The 24,930-nt window shown below is 45.4% G+C and carries 19 protein-coding genes and 1 tRNA gene; 18 read left to right on the top strand and 2 right to left on the bottom strand.

Annotated features, from left to right (window positions below; translation table 11 throughout):
* Window positions 1–41: 41 nt before the first annotated feature.
* Window positions 42–1,292 (bottom strand): D-alanyl-D-alanine carboxypeptidase family protein, encoded by a 1,251-nt coding sequence (locus ACTQ50_RS06320; RefSeq protein WP_441483469.1) that lies wholly within the window; start codon window positions 1,290–1,292, stop codon window positions 42–44.
* Window positions 1,293–1,560: 268 nt separating this feature from the next.
* On the opposite strand from ACTQ50_RS06320, the gene ACTQ50_RS06315 reads away from it, so the two are divergent.
* The 9 genes from ACTQ50_RS06315 to ACTQ50_RS06275 all read left to right on the top strand — a co-directional run bounded on the left by ACTQ50_RS06315 (window position 1,561) and on the right by ACTQ50_RS06275 (window position 13,354).
* Window positions 1,561–3,432 carry a glycosyltransferase family 2 protein gene (locus tag ACTQ50_RS06315; protein ID WP_441483468.1) on the top strand — a complete coding sequence of 624 codons (1,872 nt, stop codon included), beginning with the start codon at window positions 1,561–1,563 and terminating at the stop codon, window positions 3,430–3,432.
* Window positions 3,433–3,441: 9 nt separating this feature from the next.
* Window positions 3,442–4,398 (top strand): glycosyltransferase family 2 protein, encoded by a 957-nt coding sequence (locus ACTQ50_RS06310; RefSeq protein WP_441483467.1) that lies wholly within the window; start codon window positions 3,442–3,444, stop codon window positions 4,396–4,398.
* 177 nt (window positions 4,399–4,575) lie between these two features.
* Complete coding sequence (locus tag ACTQ50_RS06305; protein ID WP_441483466.1) at window positions 4,576–5,979, top strand: undecaprenyl-phosphate glucose phosphotransferase; 1,404 nt, start codon at window positions 4,576–4,578, stop codon at window positions 5,977–5,979.
* 14 nt (window positions 5,980–5,993) lie between these two features.
* Complete coding sequence (locus ACTQ50_RS06300; protein ID WP_441483465.1) at window positions 5,994–7,421, top strand: LCP family glycopolymer transferase; 1,428 nt, start codon at window positions 5,994–5,996, stop codon at window positions 7,419–7,421.
* Window positions 7,422–7,587: 166 nt separating this feature from the next.
* Window positions 7,588–8,514, top strand: a complete 927-nt coding sequence (locus ACTQ50_RS06295) for a glycosyltransferase family 2 protein (RefSeq protein WP_441483464.1) — start codon at window positions 7,588–7,590, stop codon at window positions 8,512–8,514.
* A gap of 188 nt (window positions 8,515–8,702) precedes the next feature.
* Window positions 8,703–10,409 (top strand): S1C family serine protease, encoded by a 1,707-nt coding sequence (locus ACTQ50_RS06290; RefSeq protein WP_441483463.1) that lies wholly within the window; start codon window positions 8,703–8,705, stop codon window positions 10,407–10,409.
* 201 nt (window positions 10,410–10,610) lie between these two features.
* Window positions 10,611–12,047 (top strand): ATP-dependent Clp protease ATP-binding subunit ClpX, encoded by a 1,437-nt coding sequence (gene clpX, locus ACTQ50_RS06285; RefSeq protein ID WP_441483462.1) that lies wholly within the window; start codon window positions 10,611–10,613, stop codon window positions 12,045–12,047.
* 140 nt (window positions 12,048–12,187) lie between these two features.
* The gene (locus ACTQ50_RS06280; protein WP_441483461.1) at window positions 12,188–12,757 is read left to right on the top strand and encodes a zinc ribbon domain-containing protein; all 570 of its coding nucleotides are present in this window, start codon (window positions 12,188–12,190) and stop codon (window positions 12,755–12,757) included.
* A 132-nt stretch (window positions 12,758–12,889) separates the two neighbouring features.
* Window positions 12,890–13,354 (top strand): signal peptidase II, encoded by a 465-nt coding sequence (locus ACTQ50_RS06275; RefSeq protein ID WP_441483460.1) that lies wholly within the window; start codon window positions 12,890–12,892, stop codon window positions 13,352–13,354.
* A gap of 86 nt (window positions 13,355–13,440) precedes the next feature.
* On the opposite strand, the gene ACTQ50_RS06270 is transcribed toward ACTQ50_RS06275, so the two are convergent.
* Entirely contained in the window at window positions 13,441–13,680 is a 240-nt protein-coding gene (locus ACTQ50_RS06270) for a helix-turn-helix domain-containing protein (protein WP_441483459.1), read from the bottom strand.
* A gap of 274 nt (window positions 13,681–13,954) precedes the next feature.
* Here ACTQ50_RS06270 and ACTQ50_RS06265 point away from each other — a divergent pair.
* The 9 genes from ACTQ50_RS06265 (at window position 13,955) to ACTQ50_RS06225 (ending at window position 24,875) form a co-directional block, all read left to right on the top strand.
* Window positions 13,955–14,038: transfer RNA gene (locus tag ACTQ50_RS06265), tRNA-Leu, on the top strand.
* Between the two features lie 238 nt (window positions 14,039–14,276).
* Window positions 14,277–15,353 (top strand): carbamoyl phosphate synthase small subunit, encoded by a 1,077-nt coding sequence (locus tag ACTQ50_RS06260; RefSeq protein ID WP_441483458.1) that lies wholly within the window; start codon window positions 14,277–14,279, stop codon window positions 15,351–15,353.
* The gene (gene carB, locus ACTQ50_RS06255; RefSeq protein WP_441483457.1) at window positions 15,353–18,568 is read left to right on the top strand and encodes a carbamoyl-phosphate synthase large subunit; all 3,216 of its coding nucleotides are present in this window, start codon (window positions 15,353–15,355) and stop codon (window positions 18,566–18,568) included. The genes ACTQ50_RS06260 and carB overlap by 1 nt, the downstream gene beginning before the upstream one ends.
* Before the next feature lie 232 nt (window positions 18,569–18,800).
* Complete coding sequence (locus ACTQ50_RS06250) at window positions 18,801–19,703, top strand: undecaprenyl-diphosphate phosphatase (RefSeq protein WP_441483456.1); 903 nt, start codon at window positions 18,801–18,803, stop codon at window positions 19,701–19,703.
* Window positions 19,704–19,840: 137 nt separating this feature from the next.
* The gene (gene glpK / locus ACTQ50_RS06245) at window positions 19,841–21,343 is read left to right on the top strand and encodes a glycerol kinase GlpK (RefSeq protein ID WP_441483455.1); all 1,503 of its coding nucleotides are present in this window, start codon (window positions 19,841–19,843) and stop codon (window positions 21,341–21,343) included.
* Between the two features lie 79 nt (window positions 21,344–21,422).
* Entirely contained in the window at window positions 21,423–23,015 is a 1,593-nt protein-coding gene (locus ACTQ50_RS06240) for an AAA family ATPase (RefSeq protein WP_441483454.1), read from the top strand.
* 179 nt (window positions 23,016–23,194) lie between these two features.
* Entirely contained in the window at window positions 23,195–24,310 is a 1,116-nt protein-coding gene (locus ACTQ50_RS06235; RefSeq protein WP_441483453.1) for an aldo/keto reductase, read from the top strand.
* Window positions 24,311–24,502: 192 nt separating this feature from the next.
* On the top strand, window positions 24,503–24,712 hold the full coding sequence (locus ACTQ50_RS06230) for a BrnT family toxin (RefSeq protein WP_441483537.1): 210 nt from the start codon (window positions 24,503–24,505) through the stop codon (window positions 24,710–24,712).
* A complete protein-coding gene (locus tag ACTQ50_RS06225) occupies window positions 24,687–24,875 on the top strand; it encodes a hypothetical protein (RefSeq protein WP_441483452.1) in 189 nt (62 codons plus the stop codon). Before ACTQ50_RS06230 ends, ACTQ50_RS06225 begins: the two co-directional genes overlap by 26 nt.
* Window positions 24,876–24,930: the final 55 nt, after the last annotated feature.

Below are 24,930 nucleotides of genomic sequence, written 5' to 3'. Positions count from 1 at the left end.
ATAATGAAACGAACTCCCGGCTGGGGTTACTTTTATGCTTTTTATGCCTTAATCACTTTTACCATTCGCCAGATCAGAAGGATCAGCAGAAGCAGGAACACACCTGCGATAACAAAGTAAGGAACTTCCGTATGATTCTCGGAATAATCTTTCGCAGCCTGCATATTCTGCTCACCTGTCTGTACCGAAGCGGTATCTTCAGACTGCGCCACCTCAAGAACTGCGGAACCAACAGCCGTACCATTAAAGAGATAAGTGCGGTCGATCTCGTCCCCATTCTGGGTATCCTCAGTGGTAAGGCTGTCTGCGGTGGTGCCAGCTGGAACCACTACATCACCGCCCGAAATAATACTAAAATCGCTGTCTCCAAGGGAAAGTGTAGTAAACTGATCAAAACCATAATTTAAAATAGAAGCTGCATCAGGAGCAGTCTGTCCGGATGCTCCCTTCAGAACAACACTGATCAGCGTCATTCCGCCTCGCTGCGCCGCACACACCAAGGTGCTTCCGGAAGCCTCTGTATATCCTTCTTTACCACCGATACATCCCTCATAGAAACCAGTGCTTCCCGTATCTGTCATGGTAAACTTGCTGGTTAGGTTACGCGCCGCCGCCATATTGGTAGCCGGAATGGTATAGCTGGTAGCTGCAGCAATGGTCCGGAAGGATTCGTTCTGGATAGCCGCCTGCATGATCAGCGCCATGTCATGAGCCGTAGTATGCTGATTGTCATCCGGAAGACCGGTTGGATTTGTGAAAACCGTATTGGTACATCCAAGCTCCTGCGCCCGGGCATTCATCTGCTGGACAAATCCATCTACAGAACCGCCTACATGCTCTGCAATCTGCAAGGCAATGTCATTGGCCGAAGCAACCATGATGGCGTACAGACACTGCTCCACAGTGAAAACCTCGTCCACCTGGGAGGAAATGCTGGCACCGCCGTCTGTAACACCGGAAACTCCTGTGGCAGTCATGGTAACCTGGTCTGTAAGCTGTGTATTCTCAAGAGCCAGAAGACAGGTCATGATCTTAACGGTACTTCCGGGGAAAAGCACCTCGTCAGCATTCTTGGAATAAAGAATGGTGTTGGTGGAATTCTCCATGACTACGGCCGCTTCTGAAGAAATGTCGGAAGCCTGGGGCCATCCGGAAATGGAATTGGTAGATATGGTGCTAACCGTTCCGGCTGTTGCCTGGTCTGCTTCCTCCGCAGATACGGGAATCTGGAAAAGAAGGGAAGCAGAAAGCCCGAGCGCCAGAAACGCTGAAGTTATCTTTCGCTTTTTCATATTATAGTGAACTCCTGTATTAAAAATAAAGGTATCCGCAACAAATGGTTACAGGGATACAGATTTATTAAAATTATATCATATATTATATTTTTCCTGTAAAAACAAAAAATATGAGCTGCCACACATTTTATGCCGGCAACCAATATGATACAGCTATAATCATATCCTAAAAACACGCGCAATTCAACCTTTCTTTTACAGCTTCCTTGCAAAAATGTTTCTCCGATGTTAAAATAAGGTCACTATAAAAGCAAAGGATTTTAATATGAGCGATAAAAAAGGATCAGAAGGACGGATCCAGTGGTCCCGTTTCTTCAAAAAATTATCTCCTTACATGATCCAGAAGGGGCTTTTGTATATGAAACATTATGGTCCCAGGGAATTCTGGATCCGGCTTCATGAGCGCTTTGAGCCGGAGGAGATTCCTTATGGTCCCTGGTATGCGGCCTATGTGCCGGACCAGACGGTCCTTGACAAACAAAGAAAGAAAAGATTTGCCTATGCGCCTTTGATCAGCGTGGTAGTTCCGGCGTACCGTACCCCGGAGTTATTTTTGCGCCAGATGATCGATTCCCTGGAAGCACAGACCTATGAGAACTGGGAGCTTTGCATTGCCAACGGAAGTCCGGAAGATCAGTCTATGAAAAAGGTGCTGGAAGAGTACAGCCAGCGGGATAAGCGGGTGCGCTGGCAGGATCTTACAGAGAATAAAGGCATTGCAGAGAATACCAATGCTGCATTTGCCATGGCTGCAGGAGAATTTGTGGGACTTCTTGACCACGACGATCTTCTTGCCCCCAATGCCCTCTATGAGATCGTGAATGCATTGAATGCCCATGAGCATGCAGATGCGGTCTACACCGATGAGGATAAAGTGACGGCGGAACTGGACGAGCATTTTCAGCCTCACTTAAAGCCTGATTTTAACATTGATCTCCTTCGTTCCAACAATTATATCTGCCATTTTTTTGTTGTCAGACGGCAGCTGGTGGAGGAAGTGGGAGGATTCCGCAGGAAATTTGACGGCGCTCAGGATTATGACTTTATTTTCCGCTGCGTGGAGAAGGCCCAGGAGGTTGTGCATGTGCCGGAGATCCTTTATCACTGGCGTACCCACAAGGCGTCCACAGCAGATAACCCGGCAAGCAAGATGTATGCTTTTGAGGCAGGTAAGCGTGCTATTGAAGCCCATCTTGAGAGAACCGGGGTGAAGGGCACCGTAAGCCATACGCCGGATCTTGGATTTTACAGAGTGAAATATCCGGTGCAGGGCCATCCCCTTGTTTCCATTATCATACCGAATAAGGACGAGAAGGAGACTTTGGAGAAGTGTCTGGAATCCATTCAGAAGAATACGCTTTATGACAACTATGAGATCATCATTGTGGAGAACAACAGTACCACAGATGAGATCTTTGATTACTATAAGAAGATTTCCCAGGATCCCAGGATCCATCTGATCTGCTGGAAAAAGGAATTTAACTATTCTGCTATCAACAATTTCGGTGTAAAAAATGCCAGAGGCGAGTACCTCCTTTTCCTGAATAATGATGTGACCATCATTACAGAAGACTGGATGGGAGAGATGCTTGGCGTGTGCCAGAGAAAAGAAGTAGGCGCTGTTGGCGTCAAGCTGATCTATCCGGACAATACCATCCAGCATGCAGGGTGCGTGATCGGAATCGGCGGAATTGCAGGCCACATGTTTGTGGATATGCCGGCGGAACGTACCGGATATCTTCATAAGGCTTCCATCCTGCAGGATATGAGTGCTGTGACGGCTGCCTGCATGATGATGAAGCGAAGTGCATTTGATAAAGTGGGCGGCTTCACAGAAGAGCTGGCTGTGGCATTTAATGATGTGGATCTCTGCCTGAAGACCATTAAGGCAGGATATCTGGTGGTGTACGATCCCTATGCGAGATTGTACCACATGGAGTCCAAGACACGTGGGGCAGAGAATAATGATGCAAAGATAAGGCGTTTCCAGAGGGAAATCGAATATATGCGGAGCAACTGGATCGACATCCTGAAAAAAGGAGATCCCAATTACAATAAGAATCTTTCCCTGACAAAATGGAACTATTCTTTGAAACCACTTCCGGGCATGACCGGCAAAAATGACGAGAAAGACTAAGGAGACATTATGCAGGAAGTATCAGTCATTATTCCTAATTATAATGGGATGGCATACTTAGAAGGTGTGCTTTCCAGCCTGGAACAGCAGGATTTTCAGAATTTCGAGACAATTCTTGTGGATAATGGATCCGCAGACGGAAGTGCTGCCTTTGTAATGGGGAATTTTCCCTGGGTGCATATTGTGGAACTGTCGGATAATTTCGGCTTTTCCAGGGCTGTAAATGAAGGAATTTATGCGTCAAGAGCACCTTATGTGCTTCTTTTAAATAACGATACAGAGGTGGATAAAAGCTTTGTAAGGGAAATGCTTGCCGCCATAAAAAGGCACAAGAAAGCTTTTTCCTGCAGTGCCAGGATGATCCGGTACCACGAAAGGGACAAGCTGGATGATGCCGGAAATTATTACTGCGCCCTTGGCTGGGCTTTTGCCCGGGGAAAAGGCAAAGACATCCACACCTATGAGAAAGAAGACCGGATCTTTACCTCCTGTGCAGGAGCGGCCATTTACCGTAAAAAGATTTTCGAAAAGATCGGTTATTTTGATGAAGAGCATTTTGCATATCTGGAGGATATTGATGTGGGGTACCGGGCCAGAATTTTTGGCTATGAGAACTGGTATGCGCCGAAGGCCCTGGTGTATCATGTGGGAAGCGGCACAAGCGGCTCCAGATACAATCAGTTCAAGACAAGATATTCTTCCAGAAACAATATTTATCTGATCTACAAAAATATGCCTGTTCTGCAGATCCTTTTGAACCTGCCATTTCTCATTGTGGGATTCGGTATGAAGATCCTGTTTTTTGCCCAGAAGGGAATGGGAAGAGAGTATATCGCAGGCATCAAAAATGGTTTTCAGATCAGCAGAAAGAATAAAAAGGTGAAATTTCATCTGAAAAATCTGGGCAGATATGGGAAAATCCAGCTGGAGCTGTGGTGGAACCTGATATACAGATTTTTGGCCTGAGAAAATTTTTCACATTTGATGTTTGAAGAATTTGTTGCAATTCTGTTTCATCTATTATAAGATAGAGAAAGTCACAGAGTAAAATAATTTCTGCAGGGAAAGACAGAAGTAGAAATTGTGAGCTGGTGTTCTGCAAGAGAACAGAGGCATCTGTGAAGAAGGCAGAGGTGGCAGAGATTGATTAGAGACAATCAGAAGAATTTCAGTCGACTCCATGTTGTTGTAGATGCCTGTGTAATTACAATCTCTTATTTTATCGCCTGGGCACTGAGGTTTATCGGACCTTTTGCGGCAAGTGCGGTACGTGCCAGAAGTTTTGAGCAATATATGTCTGCACTTGTTTTTATTTTGCCGGCGTATATATTGCTGTATCATGCGTTTTCCTTGTACGAGCCTATGCGTATGCAGGGAAGACGCCTTGTATTGTCCAATATTATCAAGGCGAATTCCCTTGGTATTCTGATCACTACATTTATTTTGTATACCATTGAAGAGGGAGATATTTCCCGTTCGGTGTTATACATGTTTTACGGGATCTGCATTGTGGCAAGCTGGGGAGCGAGGATGCTCATTTTCTACAGCCTGCGCAAAATGCGAAAGAGAGGCCTGAATCAGAAACAGGTTGTGCTGGTTGGATACAGCCGGGCAGCGGAAGAATATATCGACCGCATTCAGGAGAACCCTCAGTGGGGATATGTAGTGAGGGGGATTTTGGATGACAACGTTGCTGCTGGTACCTTATACAAAGGGATCAAGGTAATTGGAAGGATCGCCAATCTGAATGTGATCCTGCCGGAGAGCAGACTGGATGAGATTGCGATTACACTGGGATTAAGTGAATATTATCGACTGGAAGAGATTGTAGCGCTTTGCGAGAAGTCGGGCGTGCATACAAAGTTTATTCCGGATTATAATAAAATTATTCCGACGAAACCATATACAGAAGACATTCTTGGACTTCCGGTGATCAACATCCGGTATGTTCCTTTGAGTAATACTTTTAACGCTATGATAAAAAGAGTGATGGATATTTTCGGCTCCATTATCGGCATCATAGTGGCATCCCCGGTTATGCTGGTGATGTGTATCCTGATCAAGCTGACCTCCCCGGGACCGCTGATCTATCGTCAGGAGCGGGTTGGCCTTCATAACCAGACGTTCTGGATGTATAAGTTCCGTTCCATGGAGATCCAGCCGGAAGCAGAAGAGAAGAAGGCATGGACAGTAAAAAATGATCCCAGGGTTACGGGAATCGGCAGATTTATGCGAAGAACCAGTATTGATGAGCTCCCTCAGCTTTTTAACATTTTGAAGGGAGACATGAGTCTGGTCGGGCCAAGACCGGAGCGTCCGTTCTTTGTAGAGAAGTTCCGCGAAGAAATCCCAAGATATATGGTGAAGCATCAGGTAAGACCTGGCTTGACCGGATGGGCACAGGTAAATGGATACAGAGGCGACACTTCCATCCGTAAAAGGATTGAATATGATCTCTATTATATAGAGAACTGGAGTGTTGGTCTGGATATTAAGATCATGTTTATGACGATCTTTAAGGGATTCGTCAACAAGAATGCGTATTGAGAAAGGAAAGAAAGATGGCAAGACCTGGTAGCAAAAAGAGGATTGCTTTGTTTGTTCTGGAAATTATATGTCTGCTGCTGTTTATCGGCGGCCTGTATGTATACGGACAGATTGATTCCAGACTGAACAAGATTGAAACACCACAGCTGGATGAGAGCAAGATCGTTACCAATGTAACAGCTCCGCAGATGACCGGTTACACCACATATGCACTGTTCGGAATCGACCAGCGTTCCAAGAACGCTGCACTTACTGCACAGAACAGTGATACCATTATTATTGCAAGTATTAATAATGATACCAAAGAGGTGAAGCTTGCATCTGTATACAGAGATACCCTTCTGGATATCGGAAATGATACCTATACCAAGGCAAATTCAGCTTATGCCTATGGCGGCCCGGAGCAGGCGATTTCCATGCTGAATACTATGCTGGATCTGAACATCACGGATTATGTGACTGTTAATTTTAATGCCATGGTGTCTGCAATCGATGCCCTTGGCGGTCTTGATATTCCTCTTTCCTATGCGGAAATGGTATTTATGAATGACTATTGCGTGGAGACTTCCGAGGAGACTGGTAAGAGCTATACACCTGTAGAGCTGCCAGATCCTAAGCCGGAGAACGAGGAGGAAATCCTTGGAACCTATCACCTGAATGGCGTACAGTCTGTTTCCTACTGCCGTATCCGTTACACCGCAAGTATGGATATGGGACGTACAGAGCGTCAGCGCCGCGTGATCGGTATGATGGTTGATAAGGCGAAGACTGCAGGAATCGCTACTATTTTCAACATTATGGATGAAGTATTCCCGATGATCTCCACATCTGTCAGCAAGACAGAGATCCTGAACATGATCCCCAGTCTGATGGGATATAACATTGCAGATACTACCGGATTCCCATCCAAGTATAAATTTGCAGATGTTAAGAAGGCAAGTATGGTTGTTGCAGATACTCTTGAGGAGAATGTAAAAGAGCTCCATAAGTTCCTCTATGGTGCGGATGAGAATTATGAACCGTCCCAGAATATTGTAGCTGCAAATGCCAAGATCATTGAACTGGTTGGTGGTGCAGACACACTGGTTGACCAGGCTCCGCTGGCAAGCAATGAGGCTGGAACTTCAGACGAGATCGTATGGCAGGGTGACGGAAGCGGTAATTACGATTACAATGATTACAGCAGCGACAGCAGCTACGATAACAGTTCTGATTATGACAGCAGCTACGATAACAGTTCTGATTACGACAGTGGAAGCGATTACAGCGGCGGAAACGATTACGACAGCGGAAACGATTACGACAGCGGAAACGATTACGACAGCGGAAACGATTACGACAGCGGAAGTGATTATGACAGCGGCGATTATGATAACGGAGGCTACAGCGACGGAGACGATGGATCCGGAGATGGCAGCTTCGATGATGGAAGCGGATATTGATCAAACGGGTATCCGGTTGAATTAAAGTTTTTTCAGGGGGCCATCCGAAAGGAAGTGGTCCCCTTTTTCAAACGGGAGCAGCCGCCCTTTTTGCAGCTGGGGCGGTTGGGGAAACGCAGTGATTTTCCGTGAAAACAGAAGTGTTCGTTTATTGAGGAGAAATAGAATGGAGAAAGTTGATGTAATAATTCCAGCATATCGTCCAGGGCAGGAATTTGAAAAATTGCTGGAAGTCCTTTGCCAGCAGAGCTATGAAGTGGATCATATTCTGGTAATGAATACAGAAAAAAAGTTCTGGAATCCGTCCTGGGAAACGAAATTTCCAAAAGTAAAGGTGAAACATCTCAGCAAAGTGGAATTTGACCATGGCGGCACAAGACGTCAGGCGGCTCAGATATCAGAGGCGGATATTATGGTATTTATGACCCAGGATGCAGTTCCGGCAGACCGAAATCTGATCCGAAATCTGATCCGTCCATTGCAGGAAAATTCTCAGATAGGAGCTGCCTATGCAAGACAGCTGGCAAGAGAGGACTGCGCTTACCTGGAAAAATATACCCGGTCCTTTAATTATCCGGCACAGTCATCTGTGAAGTGGGAGAAGGATACCGGGCGCTATGGAATAAAAACCTATTTTTGCTCCAATGTTTGTGCTGCTTACAGAAAGAGCATTTATGAACAGATTGGTGGATTTGTTCCGAAAGCCATCTTTAATGAGGATATGATCTATGCAGGAACCATGGCAAAGAGAGGCTATGGAATTGCTTATGCTGCAGAGGCCCGTGTCATTCACTCCCACAACTATTCCTGCCGGCAGCAGTTCCACAGAAATTTTGACCTGGGTGTTTCCCAGGCGGAGCATCCGGAGATTTTTGAGGGAGTCCCCTCGGAAGGAGAAGGCCTCCGCCTTGTGAAAAAGAGTCTTGCCTATCTTGTAAAAACAGGACATGTGTGGCTGATTCCCAAGCTGGTGGGACAGAGCGGCTTTAAATATATGGGATATTTTCTGGGAAAAAGATACAAGAAGCTTCCTGAAAAAGTGATCCTGTTTTGCACAATGAATCGGGAATACTGGAAGCAAACCAAGGAATGATCCTATTTAAATTCAGTTAAGGTGGCACGTTTTTTGCGTGTCACCTTTTCTTAAAGAATCTATCACATTTTCAACACAATTGCTTGCTAAACTTGTATCATAAAATAAAAGAAAATGTTACGGAGCATACCTGTTACGGAAAGCACGGAAAGAACAGGATTGTGGATGAACATAGAAGGGAGCAAAAAATGAGTGAGGAATGGAATTGGGGTCAGGATCCTAAGAACACGGATGGTGAGCCCCAGAAGCCAGAGAATCCGGACGTGTCCGGACAGACTGGATCTGATCAGACAGCTGCCCCCGAAGATGATCTGAATGAGAATGTAACCTATCATTACAAATATACAAGCAGCAGGACATCAGATGGAACAGGAAATACAGCCGGAGGTAATTATTATGCCTCAGACAATAGTTCCGGCAGCACCTATGGGAATAGTGGAAATGCTTCTGACAGTTCCCCGTCGCAGAATTCAGAACCGAAATACGCACACTATCAGGTGGATGACCAGGAGAAGTCACCAGAAGAGGATACAAAGAAACGTCATAAAAGACCGCATCCGAAGCATCATGGTGAACGAAGTACATCCACCAGCTTTGGCAAAAAAGCCGGCAATACCATTACACTGGCTGTGATCTTCGGCCTGGTGGCAGGAATCGTGTTCCAGGCAGTAAATGGAATATCAGACCGGTATTTTAATAAGGAGACACAGACATCTGTTGGAACAGCAGAAACCCTTAGCTCCTCTGCTGCATCGGGAGATACCGGCACAGATGCTTCCGGCAGTACAGACAGCAGTGCAAGTGCAGAAACGGTTGCCAATGAGAAAGGACCGGTAGCTGGAGTTGCCCAGGCTGCAATGCCTTCTGTAGTAGCGATCACTTCTGTCAGCATGCAGGAGATCCGCAGCTTCTTCGGCTATGGAATGGAGTATCCAAGCACAGGAAGCGGTTCCGGTATTATTGTTGGTGAGAATGATGATGAGCTTCTGATCGCTACCAATAATCATGTGGTAGAAGGTGCCACGACTTTAAGCGTCTGCTTTATCGGCAGTGATGTGGTAAATGCAGAACAGGAGACAGAGAATTATGTAAATGGAAATGGTGACCTGAATATTGATGGCGCTGTTTCTGCCAAGATAAAGGGAACCGATGAGGATACAGACCTTGCCGTGATCGCAGTTGAGAAAAGCGATATCCCGGAGGAGACCATGAACCAGATCAAGATCGCCCAGCTTGGCAATTCCGATGATCTGGCAGTTGGAGAGCAGGTAGTAGCCATTGGCAATGCACTTGGCTATGGACAGACGGTAACATCCGGCTGGGTAAGTGCGCTGGGCCGTACGGTACAGTCTGATTCCAACACTTACGAGGATCTGATCCAGACAGATGCAGCCATCAATCCTGGAAACAGCGGCGGTGCCCTTTTGAATATGCAGGGAGAACTGATCGGCATTAACTGTGCGAAGATCGCATCAAGCAGTGTGGAAGGTACCGGATATGCCATTCCCATTTCCAAAGCGCAGCCGATCCTGGAAGACCTTATGAACCGTAAGACCAGAGATAAGGTTTCTGATGAGTCACAGGTTGGATATCTGGGAATTAAATTTGCAGATCTTTCCAGAGAGGCCATTCAGATGTATAATATGCCATCCGGTGCCTTTGTTATGTACGTGGCTCCTGGAGAGGCAGCAGACAATGCAGGAATTCAGAAGAGTGATATTATAACCAAACTGGATGGACAGAAGGTTTCCAGCAAGGCAGATATTAATGATAAGCTTCAGTATTATTCAGCTGGGGAACAGATTGAAATCGAGGTGGCGCGGTTAAATAACGGAGAGTATGAAGAGTCTACTGTAACCGTCACGCTGAGTGCAAGACCAGATAGTAATCAGTAATGTGCGAGGGGAGCCAAAAGCTCCCCTTTATTCGTTGGAGTGGGTGGGCGGCGGCCCGGGACTTGGTTTTATGACATTTTATAAAAAGTTAATTTCTAAATTAGAGAAAAGTATGTTACAATAAGGCAACAAAACATTTGATGCAGAAGGAAAAGAAAGCTGGCGCTGATAAATGCCGGCAGCAGGAAAGGAATTATTGATATGACAGATCATTTTGACGATGAAAAAGAAGATATCATCGAGGGAGATATAACGGAGACAGGGAGCGACGATCACGAGGATGACAGCGATTATGAGAAATTCTGCTTCCTTTGCCACCGCCCGGAGAGCCAGGCTGGCAAGATGATCGAGCTGCCCAATAATATACATATCTGCAACGATTGTATGCAGAAGAGCTTTGATACCATGACACAGCAGATGAATAACGGACTGAATCTGAATGATCTTCTCAATATGCCAAATGTAAGCATGATCAATCTGGGAAGTCTTCAGGATGCCATTCCCCGTCCGAAGAAGGTAAAGAAGAAAAAAGAAAACGCCAAGCCGGAGATTGACCTTAAGAAAATCCCGGCACCACACAAGATCAAGGCAAGCCTTGATGAATATGTGATCGGTCAGGAGAGAGCCAAGAAGGTAATGTCTGTAGCTGTTTATAATCACTATAAGCGTGTGGCTACCGATACCATGGATGAGATCGAGATCGAGAAGTCCAATATGCTGATGATCGGACCTACCGGATGTGGTAAGACCTATCTTGTGAAGACCCTTGCCAGACTTCTGGATGTGCCGCTGGCCATTGCTGACGCTACCTCTCTGACAGAGGCCGGTTATATCGGTGATGATATTGAGAGTGTTGTTTCCAAGCTCCTTGCAGCTGCAGACAATGATGTGGAGAAGGCAGAGCATGGAATTATCTTTATCGATGAGATTGACAAGCTTGCAAAGAAGAAAAATACCAACCAGCGTGATGTAAGCGGTGAGGCAGTACAGCAGGGACTTCTGAAGCTTCTGGAGGGAAGCGAAGTGGAGGTGCCGGTAGGCGCTAACAGCAAGAATGCCATGGTTCCGATGGTGACGGTGAATACTAAGAATATTCTGTTTATCTGCGGCGGTGCGTTCCCGGATCTGGAGAACATTATCAAGGAGAGACTGAATAAGCAGGCTTCCATTGGCTTTTATGCAGACCTGAAGGACAAATATGACAACGATCCTCATATTCTGGAGAAGGTGACAGTGGACGATATCCGTACATTTGGCATGATCCCGGAATTTATTGGCCGTCTGCCGATCATATATACACTGGATGGCCTGAATGAAGACATGCTGGTACAGATCCTAAAGGAGCCGAAGAATGCCATTCTGAAGCAGTATCAGAAGCTTCTTGCCCTGGATGAGGTGAAGCTGGACTATGAGGAGGACGCGCTTCATGCCATTGCAGCCAAGGCACTGGAGAAGCATACTGGAGCCAGAGGACTTCGTGCGATTCTGGAGGAGTACATGCTGGATATTATGTATGAGATCCCAAAGGATGACAGCATTGGACAGGTGATCATCACCAGGGAATATATAGAGGGAACCGGTGGACCGAGAATTATGCTCAGAGGCCAGGAGGTTCCGCTGATCGGGGCGGCTGAGTAATTTGCCCGTTGCTGACAGGTTGTGAACAGCAGCATTTGATCTGTATGAATTACGTAAACAGATTTGTATGGCCCCCGCCCGGAATTTAGTAAAGGTAACATGTGTTTAAGCACTTTTTTATATGTAAAGGAGACGGTATTATGGCACGTGATTTTTTTGATGAGTTAAGCGACACAATTACAAGGACAACCAAAGATCTTGGCAAAAAAGCCGGCCAGCTGTATGAGACACAGAAGATCAGAAGCAAGATTTCCAGCGAAGAGCAGATGGTTCAGAAGCTGAAAGCGGACATTGGAAATGTGATCTTTGAGAAATACAAAGAAGGTGCAGAGGTGGATGAAGCCCTGAAGGGATTCTGTGAGGAAATCCAGCAGCATATGGACATTATTGCCGGATACAAAGATTCAGCAGCAGAATTGAAGGGACAGAAGATCTGTCCGGCATGTGGCAAGCATGTAGACAGAAGTGTATCCTTCTGTCCGTTCTGTGGATCTGTATGCCCCACTCCACAGCCAGAGACTGCTGAGGGAGATGTGGTCGACTCTGAGACAGAGGAGACTGTAGCAGAGGCAGGAAAGGCCGCTGAGGAAGCAGAAGAGACTGTAGAAGCGGAAAAGGCCGCTGAGGAAGCAGAAGAGACTGTAGAGGCAGAAAAGAGCGCGGAAGAAGCCGCAGCCCCGGCTGCTGAATCAGAAGAAACTGATGAGTGATAATTAAGTTTGTACAATAAGCATACTTTTGTGTATGCTATAAGGTACTTCTTTTTTAGAGGGCTCGTTTACTGGCTATAGGATGAACAGTAAGGTACAATCAAATTTAACAATATTAAGGAGGCAGCAGCTATGCTTTCTCTGACAATTGCCGGCGGAATTTTTCTGCTGGATTACAGAATTAAGGAATACATCGACAGCACCCGCCTTCAGGGAAGCCGGGAAGAGGTGCTGGGCGGCAGGCTGATCATTCGCAACTGTCATAACAAGGATATGGTTCTCGGCAAGGTGAAAATAGGCAGGGAGAACTGCCAGGAACTGTCCGCAGCCGGTCTTGGCTGTGCAGCAGAGGAATACTGGCATCTGCTTCTTCACGGAGGCAGTAAGCTGAGTAAGGCCGGACTTGCCATGATCGTAGGCGGTGGAATGTCCAATTATGTGGATCGCCGGAATAAAGGCTACGTCACAGACTATGTAAGCCTGAATGTGAAGAATAAAGAAATACGCAAGATCGCCTTTAATCTTTCGGATGTGTGCATTGCCACAGGCGCTGCTTTATGGGCAGTGGGTAATTTACTTCCTGATAAGAAGAAATAAGAGAATCAAACGCAAAAAGACACCCGGCATAAGTAGCCTGAGGTGTCTTTTGTCGTTTGTTTGAGTTGCTGCGGCTGCCGCAGTTCTCAGTTTTTCTGGGAGAGCCGTGAAGGGGGATAAGGGCGCTTTACATCTGTGCGTTCCAGCAGATAATCCACACTTACCTTATAGAAGTCTGCAATCTTGCACAAAATATCCAGGGGAATATGGCGTTCCCCGGTTTCATACCGCGAATAGGTACGCTGGCTCACATTGAGATAGTGTGCCAGATAGCCCTGCTTCAGATCGTGATCTTCCCGCAGCTCTCGGATTCTTTTGTACATCATATTTCATTTCTCTGGTGTAAAAGTATAAATAGTATTCGCCGTTACCTGTGAAAAGCCACAGTCTAACAACTTATTTCATTATAATTTGCGGCTTCCCGGGAACTGTTAAAAAGACCAAAATGGACTAATCATAAATCAAGGAAAGGATCCCATTTCTTCAAAAATAATATTTTTTAAATTTTTCAAATTTTTTTGAAAATTAGTGTTGACATTTGCTGGAATGTGTTGTATTATAATCAAGCAGTCGCGAGAGAGCGATTGAAACATAAGAAATGCAGGAGTGGCGGAATTGGCAGACGCGCAGGCTTCAGGTGCCTGTGGTCGCAAGATCGTGTGGGTTCAAGTCCCATCTCCTGCATTATTTTTTTCTTTTGTTACGAATACCAGAGCCGCTTATAATGTTGGCTGTGAGACACAGAAAGTCTCGTATGGAAGCAGGCTCTGATCCGGTAGCTTTTTTCTGTTGTGCAAATTTTTTTATGCACAACAGAATTTTTTTTTGCCCGTATATTGTTGAAAAAAGCACTTTGCTATGGTACAATCTTGAAGATTTAGGATAAAATAAGAAAGAAAATGACATAAGAAAGGGAGATTGTATGAAAGCATTTCTGATATTAGAAGATGGCCATGTATTTACAGGAACCAGCATTGGCTCTGCAAGGGAAGTCATCAGTGAGATCGTTTTTAATACTTCCATGACCGGTTATCTGGAAGTAATGACAGACCCGTCTTACGCAGGCCAGGCGGTATGCATGACCTATCCATTAATAGGAAACTACGGAATCTGTTATGATGACCAGGAATCCACCAGGCCGTGGATCGACGCATTTATCGTACGTGAATTATCCCGTGTTCCAAGCAATTTCAGAAGCGTTGACACCATTCAGCATTTCTTGACAAAACATGATATTCCTGGAATCGCAGGAATCGACACCAGAGCTCTTACCAAGATCCTCCGTGAGAAAGGTACCATGAACGGTATGATCACAACGGATGAAAATTATGACTTAAACGCAATTCTCCCCAAGTTAAAAGCATATACAACTGGTAAAGTAGTAGAAAAAGTAACCTGCCGTGAGAAAGAAATCCTTCCAGGAAATGGCCCGAAGGTTGCCCTTATGGACTTTGGTGCGAAACGCAATATTGCCCGTTCCCTGAACAAACGCGGCTGTCAGGTAACCATTTACCCGGCTCTTACACCGGCAGAAGAGATCCTTGGAGATCATCCAGACGGAATCATGCTCAGCAACGGCCCTGGAGATCCGAAGGAATGTACTTCTATTATTAAAGAAGTAAAGAAACTTTACGATTCCGATGTTCCGGTCTTTGCAATCTGTCTTGGACATCAGCTGATGGCACTCGCAACAGGCGGCGATACCTATAAGATGAAATACGGCCACCGCGGTGGAAACCATCCGGTAAAAGACCTTGCAACAGGCAGGGTTTACATCTCTTCCCAGAACCACGGCTACGTAGTAGATGCCAAGGATCTTGAGGAGAAAAATATTGCACACCCGGCATTTGTAAACGTCAATGACGGCACAAACGAAGGAATGGCATACGTTGGAAAGAACATTTTCACAGTGCAGTTCCATCCGGAGGCATGCCCGGGACCACAGGATTCCGGTTACCTGTTTGACAGATTTATGGATATGATGGGAGGAAATAAATAATGCCAAGAAATAAAGACATTAAAAAAGTACTTGTTATTGGTTCCGGTCCGATCATCATCGGCCAGGCAGCAGAGTTTGACTACGCAGGAACACAGGCTTGCCGTTCCCTGAAAGAAGAAGGCCTGGAGGTTGTTCTTCTGAACTCCAACCCGGCTACCATTATGACAGATAAAGATATTGCAGACCGCGTTTACATCGAGCCTCTTACTGTAGAAGTGGTAGAGCAGCTGATCCTGAAGGAGAAACCGGACAGCGTTCTTCCTACCCTGGGCGGTCAGGCAGGTCTGAACCTTGCCATGGAACTGGACGAGAAAGGCTTCCTGAAAGAGCATAATGTAAGACTGATCGGTACCACAGCCCAGACCATCAAGAAGGCTGAGGACCGTCAGGAATTTAAAGATACCATGGAGAAGATCGGTGAGCCGGTTGCAGCATCCAAGGTTGTTACCACAGTAGAGGATGGTCTTGCATTTACCAACACCATCGGCTACCCGGTTGTTCTTCGTCCTGCTTATACCCTTGGCGGAAGCGGCGGCGGAATTGCACACAATGAATATGAGCTTCGTGAGATCCTGGAGAACGGTCTCCGTCTTTCCCGTGTAGGAGAGGTTCTGGTAGAGCGCTGCATTGCAGGCTGGAAAGAGATCGAGTACGAGGTAATGCGTGATAGTGCAGGAAACTGTATCACCGTCTGCAACATGGAGAACATTGACCCGGTTGGTGTCCACACAGGAGACTCCATCGTAGTTGCTCCGTCCCAGACTCTTGGAGACAAAGAGTACCAGATGCTCCGTACCTCTGCCCTGAACATTATCACAGAGCTTGGAATCACAGGTGGATGTAACGTTCAGTATGCACTGAAGCCAGACAGCTTCGAATACTGTGTTATCGAGGTTAACCCTCGTGTAAGTCGTTCCTCTGCACTTGCAAGTAAGGCAACTGGTTACCCGATTGCCAAGGTTGCAGCGAAGATCGCACTTGGCTACACCCTGGATGAGATCCCTAACGCCATCACTGGAAAAACATACGCAAGTTTCGAGCCAATGCTTGACTACTGTGTAGTTAAGATCCCGAGACTTCCATTTGATAAATTTATTACAGCTAAGAGAACCCTTACCACACAGATGAAAGCTACTGGTGAGGTTATGAGTATCTGCCATAACTTTGAGGGCGCTCTTATGAAAGCAATCCGTTCTCTGGAGCAGCATGTAGACAGCCTGATGTCCTACGATTTTACACAGCTTACAGACGAGGAACTGCTGGATGAGCTGGCAATCGTAGATGACCGCAGAATCTGGAAGATCGCAGAAGCAATCCGCCGTGGTATGCCGCAGTCCATGCTTCATGACATTACCCAGATCGACATCTGGTTCATTGACAAACTGGCAATCCTTGTTGGAATGGAAAATGCCCTGAAGACCAGAAAGCTTACCAAAGAGCTTCTTCTGGAAGCAAAACGCATGGAGTTCCCGGACTACATCATTGCCCGCCTTACAGGAAGAACTGAGGAGGAGATCAAAGACCTCCGTGCAGAGTACGGTATCAAAGCCGCTTATAAGATGGTTGACACCTGTGCAGCTGAGTTTGCAGCTGCTACTCCATATTACTATTCCGTATATGGTGACGAAGGTACTGAAAATGAGGCAGTTGCCACACCGGATAAGAAAAAGATCCTGGTACTTGGTTCTGGCCCGATCCGTATTGGACAGGGTATCGAGTTCGACTTCTGCTCTGTACATTGTACCTGGGCTTTTGCAAAAGAAGGCTACGAGACCATTATCATCAACAACAACCCGGAGACTGTAAGTACAGACTTCGATATTGCAGACAAGCTGTATTTCGAGCCTCTTACACCGGAGGATGTTGAGAATGTTGTAAATATTGAGAAACCGGACGGAGCTGTTGTCCAGTTCGGTGGACAGACCGCCATCAAGCTGACCGAAGCCCTTACCAAGATGGGCGTGAAGATCCTTGGAACATCTGCTGAGAACGTAGATGCTGCAGAGGACCGCGAGCTGTTTGATGAGATCCTGGAGAAATGCCAGATCCCGAGACCGAAGGGACATACCGTATTTACCGCAGAAGAGGCGAAAAAGGCTGCCAACGAGCTGGGCTATCCGGTTCTGGTTCGTCCTTCCTACGTACTTGGCGGACAGGGTATGAGAATCGCTGTAAGCGATGAGGATGTGGAAGAGTACATCGGTGTGATCAACCAGATCGCACAGGAGCACCCGATCCTTGTAGATAAGTACCTGATGGGAAAAGAGATCGAGGTTGACGCAGTCTGCGACGGCGAAGACATTCTGATCCCTGGTATTATGGAGCATATTGAGCGTGCCGGAATCCACTCCGGTGACAGTATTTCCGTATATCCTGCAAGAACCATCAGCGCGAAGGCGAAAGAGACCATTGCAGAGTACACCAAACGTCTTGCAAGAGCACTGCATGTAATCGGTATGATCAACATCCAGTTCATCGTGCTTGGAGATGATGTATACGTAATCGAGGTAAACCCGCGTTCCAGCCGTACGGTACCTTATATCAGCAAGGTTACCGGAATCCCAATCGTACCGCTGGCAACCAAGGTAATCCTTGGATACAAGCTGAAAGATATGGGTTACGAGCCAGGTCTTCAGCCAGAGGCAAAACATATTGCCATCAAGATGCCGGTATTCTCCTTCGAGAAGATCCGCGGCGCTGATATCAGCCTTGGACCTGAGATGAAATCTACTGGTGAGTGCCTTGGTATTGCAGAGACCTTCAATGAGGCCCTGTATAAAGCATTCCTGGGAGCTGGAATCTGCCTTCCAAAGTACAAGAACATGATCATGACAGTCAGACCGGAAGAGCAGGAGGATGCTGTACCGATCGCTAAGAGATTTGAGGCACTTGGATACCGTATCTATGCCACAAGAGGAACTGCCAATACTCTGAAAGCGCATGGCGTTAAGGTAATCCGTACCAACAAGCTGGAGCAGCCTGCACCGAACCTTATGGACCTGATCCTTGGACATAAGATCGATGTGGTAATCGACATCCCGTCCCAGGGTGTTGAGCATCAGAAGGACGGTTTCGTGATCAGACGTAACGCGATTGAGACTGGTGTTAATGTTCTTACCAGCCTTGATACCGCAGAGGCTCTGGTAACCAGCCTTGAGAACACAGATGCGAATAAGCTGAGCCTGATTGATATTGCGACCATTGCAAGAAGATAAAAGAAAGTAATCTGTTAAACAAAAGCTAAATTTTGCGAAAAATGCAAAATACAAGTTTACGAAAGCAAAGTTGTGTAATATACTAAAGAGGACGGAGAAGTTCAGGTCTCCGTCCTCATTTTGTTAAAGTGAGTGCGTTGGAGATTACAGATCAGCCAGAATGGGTACTGGCACAGCTGATTAAAGAAGCTGGCAGAAGGATTTTCCATGCATTCATAAGAAAGGGGTAGAAATGGATATTATCGAACTTTTAAAGGTAATTCTCCTTGGTATCGTTGAGGGAATTACAGAGTGGCTCCCCATCAGCAGTACTGGCCACATGATCCTGGTAGATGAATTTATCCATCTGAATGTTTTACAGGATTTCATGGACGTATTCCTGGTTGTGATCCAGCTTGGAGCCATCCTTGCAGTTGTTGTTTTGTATTGGAATAAGCTGTGGCCTTTTTACATAAAGAAGCTTCCAAGAAGAACCCAGATGGCCATTGCCAAGAAACCGAAATGGGCACAGGTGATCCTGAATTTCGTTGAGCGCTTCTGCGACAAGGAAAAATGGGTGCTGTGGTTTAAGATCGTGGTAGCATGTCTGCCGACCATTATTATTGCATTTCCATTTAATGATTTCATTGAGGAACATTTTAACAACTATGTAGTGGTTGCCATTGCGCTGATCGTCTACGGTGTTCTGTTTATTATTGTGGAAAACTATAACAAAGGCAGAGAGCCGCAGTGCACAAGTCTGGAAGATTTATCTTTCAAGACTGCATTCCTTATCGGCTGCTTCCAGGTGCTTTCCGTTGTTCCGGGTACATCCAGATCTGGATCTACCATTATCGGAGGAATCCTGGTTGGTACTTCCCGTACAGTAGCTGCTGAGTTCACCTTCTTCCTCGGCATTCCGGTTATGTTCGGAGCCAGCCTTCTGAAGCTTGTGAAATTCGGTTTTGGCTTTACCGGTACAGAGGTATTGATCCTGGTGATCGGTATGGTAGTTGCATTTGTAGTTTCTATTCTTGCAATTAAGTTCCTGATGGGCTATATCAAGAAACATGATTTCAAGGCCTTTGGATGGTACAGAATCGTACTTGGTGCGCTGGTACTGGTTTACTTTATTGGAAAAACCTTACTGGCATAAATTACATATAAGAAATTTGGACGCCAGCCTGCATGGGAAACTTTGCGGGCTGGCGTTTTTTCTTATCATAGATGTTTCATTACTTGAAAGAATCGGGTATAATGTTAATTAAGAATTTGATAAAAATGAGGTGCACTATGGGAAAATATATAATGGCATTGGATCAGGGGACTACAAGCTCCAGATGTATTTTATTTGATAAGAAGGGAAATATGTGCAGCGTAGCACAAAAAGAGTACAAGCAGTATTACCCCAAGCCAGGCTGGGTAGAGCATGATCCCAAGGAAATCTGGTCCTCCCAGATTTCTGTGGCTACAGAGGCCATGAGCATGATCGGTGTGGACGCAGAGGATATCCACGCCATCGGAATTACCAATCAGCGTGAGACCACCATTGTATGGGACAAAAAGACAGGAGAGCCTGTTTATCCGGCAATCGTATGGCTGTGCCGCAGAACAGCTGATATGATCGAGAAGATGGAAAAAGACGGCATGTCAGAGCTGATCCGAAAGAAAACCGGCCTGATCCCGGACGCCTATTTTTCCGGAACGAAATTGAAATGGATCCTGGATCATGTAGAAGGTTCCAGAGAGCGGGCGAAGAATGGGGAACTTCTTTTTGGAACTGTAGATACCTGGCTGATCTGGAAATTGACAAAAGGAAAAGTTCATGTGACGGATTACACCAACGCCTCCAGAACCATGCTTTTTGACATCCATGAGAGAAAATGGGATAAAGAGATTCTGGAATACCTGGATATCCCAGAGTGTATGCTGCCGGAAGTGAAGCCAAGCAGCTGTATTTATGGCTATACCAATGAGAACCTGATCGGCGGCAGAATCCCCATTGCCGGTGCGGCAGGAGACCAGCAGGCGGCCCTTTTTGGACAGTGCTGCTTTGAGTCCGGGGATGTGAAGAATACATATGGTACCGGCTGTTTTATGCTCATGCATACAGGAGATAAGGCAGTAGAGTCAAAGAACGGACTTCTTACCACTATTGCGGTGAAAGCAGACGGAACCCCTGGATATGCCCTGGAGGGAAGCGTTTTCGTAGCAGGTGCTGCCATTCAGTGGCTGAGAGATGAAGTGGGAATTCTGGAGAGCTCTCCGGACTCAGAGAAATATTGTCTGTCTGTGCCGGACACAAACGGTGTTTACGTAGTACCGGCTTTCACAGGTCTTGGTGCACCATACTGGGATCAGTATGCAAGAGGTGCTATCCTTGGTCTTACCAGAGGCGCAGGAAAAGCTCATCTGGTGCGTGCAACCGTAGAGTCCCTGGCCTATCAGGTGCACGACGTTCTGGAAGCCATGGAGAAGGATTCCGGCCTTGATCTCAGCGCCCTCCGTGTAGACGGTGGCGCCAGCGCCAACAACTTCCTCATGCAGTTCCAGGCCGACCTCCTTGACACTCAGCTGGTCCGCCCAAGCTGCATTGAAACCACCGCCCTTGGTGCCTCCTACCTTGCAGGCCTTGCCACCAGCTTCTGGAAAGACGCTTCCGAGGTAAAAAGCAACTGGCAGATCGGCCAGCAGTTCGCACCTCAGATGACTGAAGAAGAGCGTAAGAAGAAGCTGAAAGGGTGGAAAAAGGCTGTGAAGTGTACGTTCGAGTGGGCGAAGGATGAGGAAGAATAAAAACTGAGTTGGAAATTATTTTTGGTTATAGTATGATAAAAAGAACAGATGTATTTTCTAAAAAGGAGGTGCGGTTATTATGGGAAGTTATTTGAATCCGGGAAGTATTGAATTTGAGGAATGTTTAAATTCAGAGATTTATGTGGATAAAACCGGCTTGCTTATTCAGACAAACCGTTTACTTCGGACAAAGCAGAAATTCGTATGTATCAGCCGCCCCAGGCGATTTGGAAAGTCCATGGCAGCAGATATGCTGGCAGCATATTACGGACAGGGAGAAAATACAGAAGAACTTTTTCGCGGACTAAAAATCAGTGAAGCCCCTACATTTCATCAGCATTTGAACCAATATGATGTAATAAAAATTAACATGCAGGAATTTCTTAGCACAACGAAAAGGGTGGAAGAAATGCTGAAAATGTTAAGTGACTATTTGGTTTGGGATCTAAAGGAGACATATGCGGCTGTAAGATTGCGCGATGAAAAGAATCTGATTCAGGTTATGAAGGATGTTTTTGCGTACACAGGTCATCCATTTGTAATTTTGATCGATGAATGGGATTGCCTGTTTCGTGAATACAAACAGAATGTAGATGCGCAGAAAGCGTATCTTGATTTTTTGAGGGCATGGCTGAAGGACAAAGCATATGTGGCACTTGCATATATGACAGGTATTCTGCCAGTGAAGAAGTATGGTTCCCATTCTGCACTTAATATGTTTACAGAGTATTCTATGACCAATCCGCGGGAAATGGCGGAATATTTTGGTTTTACAGAAGAGGAAGTGAAGGCACTTTGTGAGAAATATAAGCGCTGTTTTGAGGAAGCACAGGCATGGTACGATGGTTATGAACTGGTAGCAGTTGAAGAGGAAAAGAAGCGGATCTATTCTATGTACAGTCCGAAATCTGTTGTGGATGCTATGCTTTCTGGGATTTTTGATAATTACTGGAATCAGACAGAAACCTATGAGGCATTGAAAATCTATATCCAGATGAATTTTGATGGTCTGAAGGATTCTGTGATCCGTATGCTGGCAGGAGACCGAATACCAATTAATATTGGCACTTTTTCCAATGATATGACTACCTTTCAGAGTAAGGATGACGTTCTCACCCTGCTGGTACATCTGGGATATTTAAGCTATCGTTGGACAGATAAAACAGTGGCGATTCCAAATAAAGAGGTTGCACAGGAATATATCAATGCGATCAGCAGTATGGATTGGAATGAGGTTATTCACTCGGTAGAAGCTTCAAAGAAACTGCAGGAGGCGCTGTGGAATATGGATGGCGAAGCAGTCGCAAATGGGATTGATAAAGTTCATCAGGAAATTTCTATTCTCGAATATAATGACGAAAACTCTTTAAGCTGCACCATTCACCTGGCATTTTATTTTGCCCGGGAGTATTATACCATTATTCGGGAATTGCCTACAGGAAAAGGATTCGCTGACGTATGCTTTATTCCAAGAAAAAGCTATGCAGATAAACCTGCTGTGGTAATCGAACTTAAATGGGATAAAGAAGCAGAAGGCGCAATCAAACAGATTAATGATAAAAATTATGTAGCTGCATTGAAAGAGTATCATGGAAATCTGCTGCTTGTGGGGATAAACTATGATAAGAAGACGAAGAGACACAGCTGTAAGATTGAAAAATTAAAGATATAAAAACTTACAATCGGGAATTAAACTTTACATTTAATGAAAGAAGGAGAAAAATTCCTTGACTTAAAGTCCACTTTAACATGTATAATAAAAAAAATAGATCTGGCCATAGAGCAATTTCAGGTTTCCGCGAATCTCCTTTCTGCTCTATGGCCAGTCTTTCAAGAAAGGAGTATTTCATCATGGATAAAATCAAAAAGAATTTCGGTTTTGGCTGTATGCGTCTTCCTATGAAGGATGGCGAAGTTGACAAGGAACAGATGTGTAAAATGGTAGATACCTTCCTGGAGCAGGGCTTTAATTATTTTGATACTGCTCACGGATATCTGGATGGAAAAAGCGAGCTTGCCCTTCGCGACTGCCTGACCAGCTGTCATGACCGCAGCGAATATATCCTTACCAATAAGCTTACCAACTTCTATTTTAAATCAGAAGAAGAAATCAGACCATTTTTTGAGAGCCAGTTGAAAGCCTGCGGCGTAGATTATTTCGACTTTTACCTTATGCATGCACAGAGTGAAGAGATTTTTAAATACTTTAAAAAATGCCACGCTTATGAGACTGCTCTTCAGTTGAAAGAAGAGGGTAAGATCCGTCATTTTGGAATTTCCTTCCATGACAAGGCTGAAGCTCTGGATCAGATTCTTACCGAGTATCCTCAGATTGAGGTTGTTCAGATTCAGTTTAACTATCTGGATTATGAGGATCCAGCCGTACAGAGCCGTAAGTGTTACGAAGTCTGTCGTAAGCACAATAAACCTGTGCTGATCATGGAACCTGTTAAGGGCGGTAACCTTGTAAAACTTCCATCAGATGCCAAGAAGGTTCTGGATGATCTTCACGGCGGCAGCCCGGCAAGCTATGCACTTCGTTTTGCAGCTGGATTTGATGGTGTTCTCATGGTTCTTTCCGGTATGAGCAATATGGAACAGATGGAAGACAACATCAGCTTTATGAAAGACTTCCAGCCTCTGAATGAGAAAGAAATGGAAGCAGTCCACAAGGTAGCAGATATTTTCCACCAGAAGCACGCAATTCCGTGTACTGCCTGTCGCTACTGTACCGCTGGATGCCCGAAACAGATTTCCATCCCGGATCTTTTCGCCTGCATGAATGCCAAGAAGGTATTTAACGACTGGAATGCAAATTACTACTACAGCAACGTCCACACGGTACATAACGGCAAAGCCTCCGACTGTATCAAGTGCGGCAAATGCGAAAAAGCCTGCCCACAGCATCTCCCAATCAGAGATCTGCTGGAAGATGTGGCGAAGGAATTTGAAACTGAGCAGAAATAATATTTTGGCGGATCCAGTTGTGTGGATCCGCCATTTTTTATATAAATTTAATATCTATATTTCTCTATGTATGTTAAAATATTGTGTAACCTGTTTTTGTGTTCTAAATAGGAGGCGTTCTATTGACCTTTGAATGGGACGAAGAAAAACAAATTAAACCAAAGAAAACACGGGATTGATTTCGAGACCGCTATGCTTGTCTTTAATGACTTACAGCGAATAGAAATCTACGATATGGAACACAGCACTTCAGAAGACAGGTACAATACTATTGGTATGGTGCATGATGTACTATTTGTAGTCTACACGGAGCGCAAAGAGAACATTCGGTTAATTTCTGCAAGAATTGCCACAAAGACGGAAAGGAGTATTTATTTTGATCAAGACAGTTACCTTGAATAGGAATCAGCAGCCAACAGAAGAGCAGATTCGGCAAATTGAAGAAGCCGCTAAAAGAGAAATTGTCTTTGACGAAGACTCTCCTGCACTTACACCTGCAATGGAAAAGGCATTTCGTTTGGCTGTAAAGAATCGAAATACACAGAAGAAAACAAGTGTCTCATAATTGTAAATATTGGACACGATTCAAAACTTTTTTGGCGGATCTATTTAGTTAGATC

This window comes from Blautia sp. Sow4_E7 (assembly GCF_052116245.1).
GTDB lineage: Bacteria > Bacillota > Clostridia > Lachnospirales > Lachnospiraceae > Blautia_A.
The sequence above is the reverse complement of the archived record's forward strand: the minus strand, read 5'-3'. Positions and strand labels throughout refer to the sequence as shown.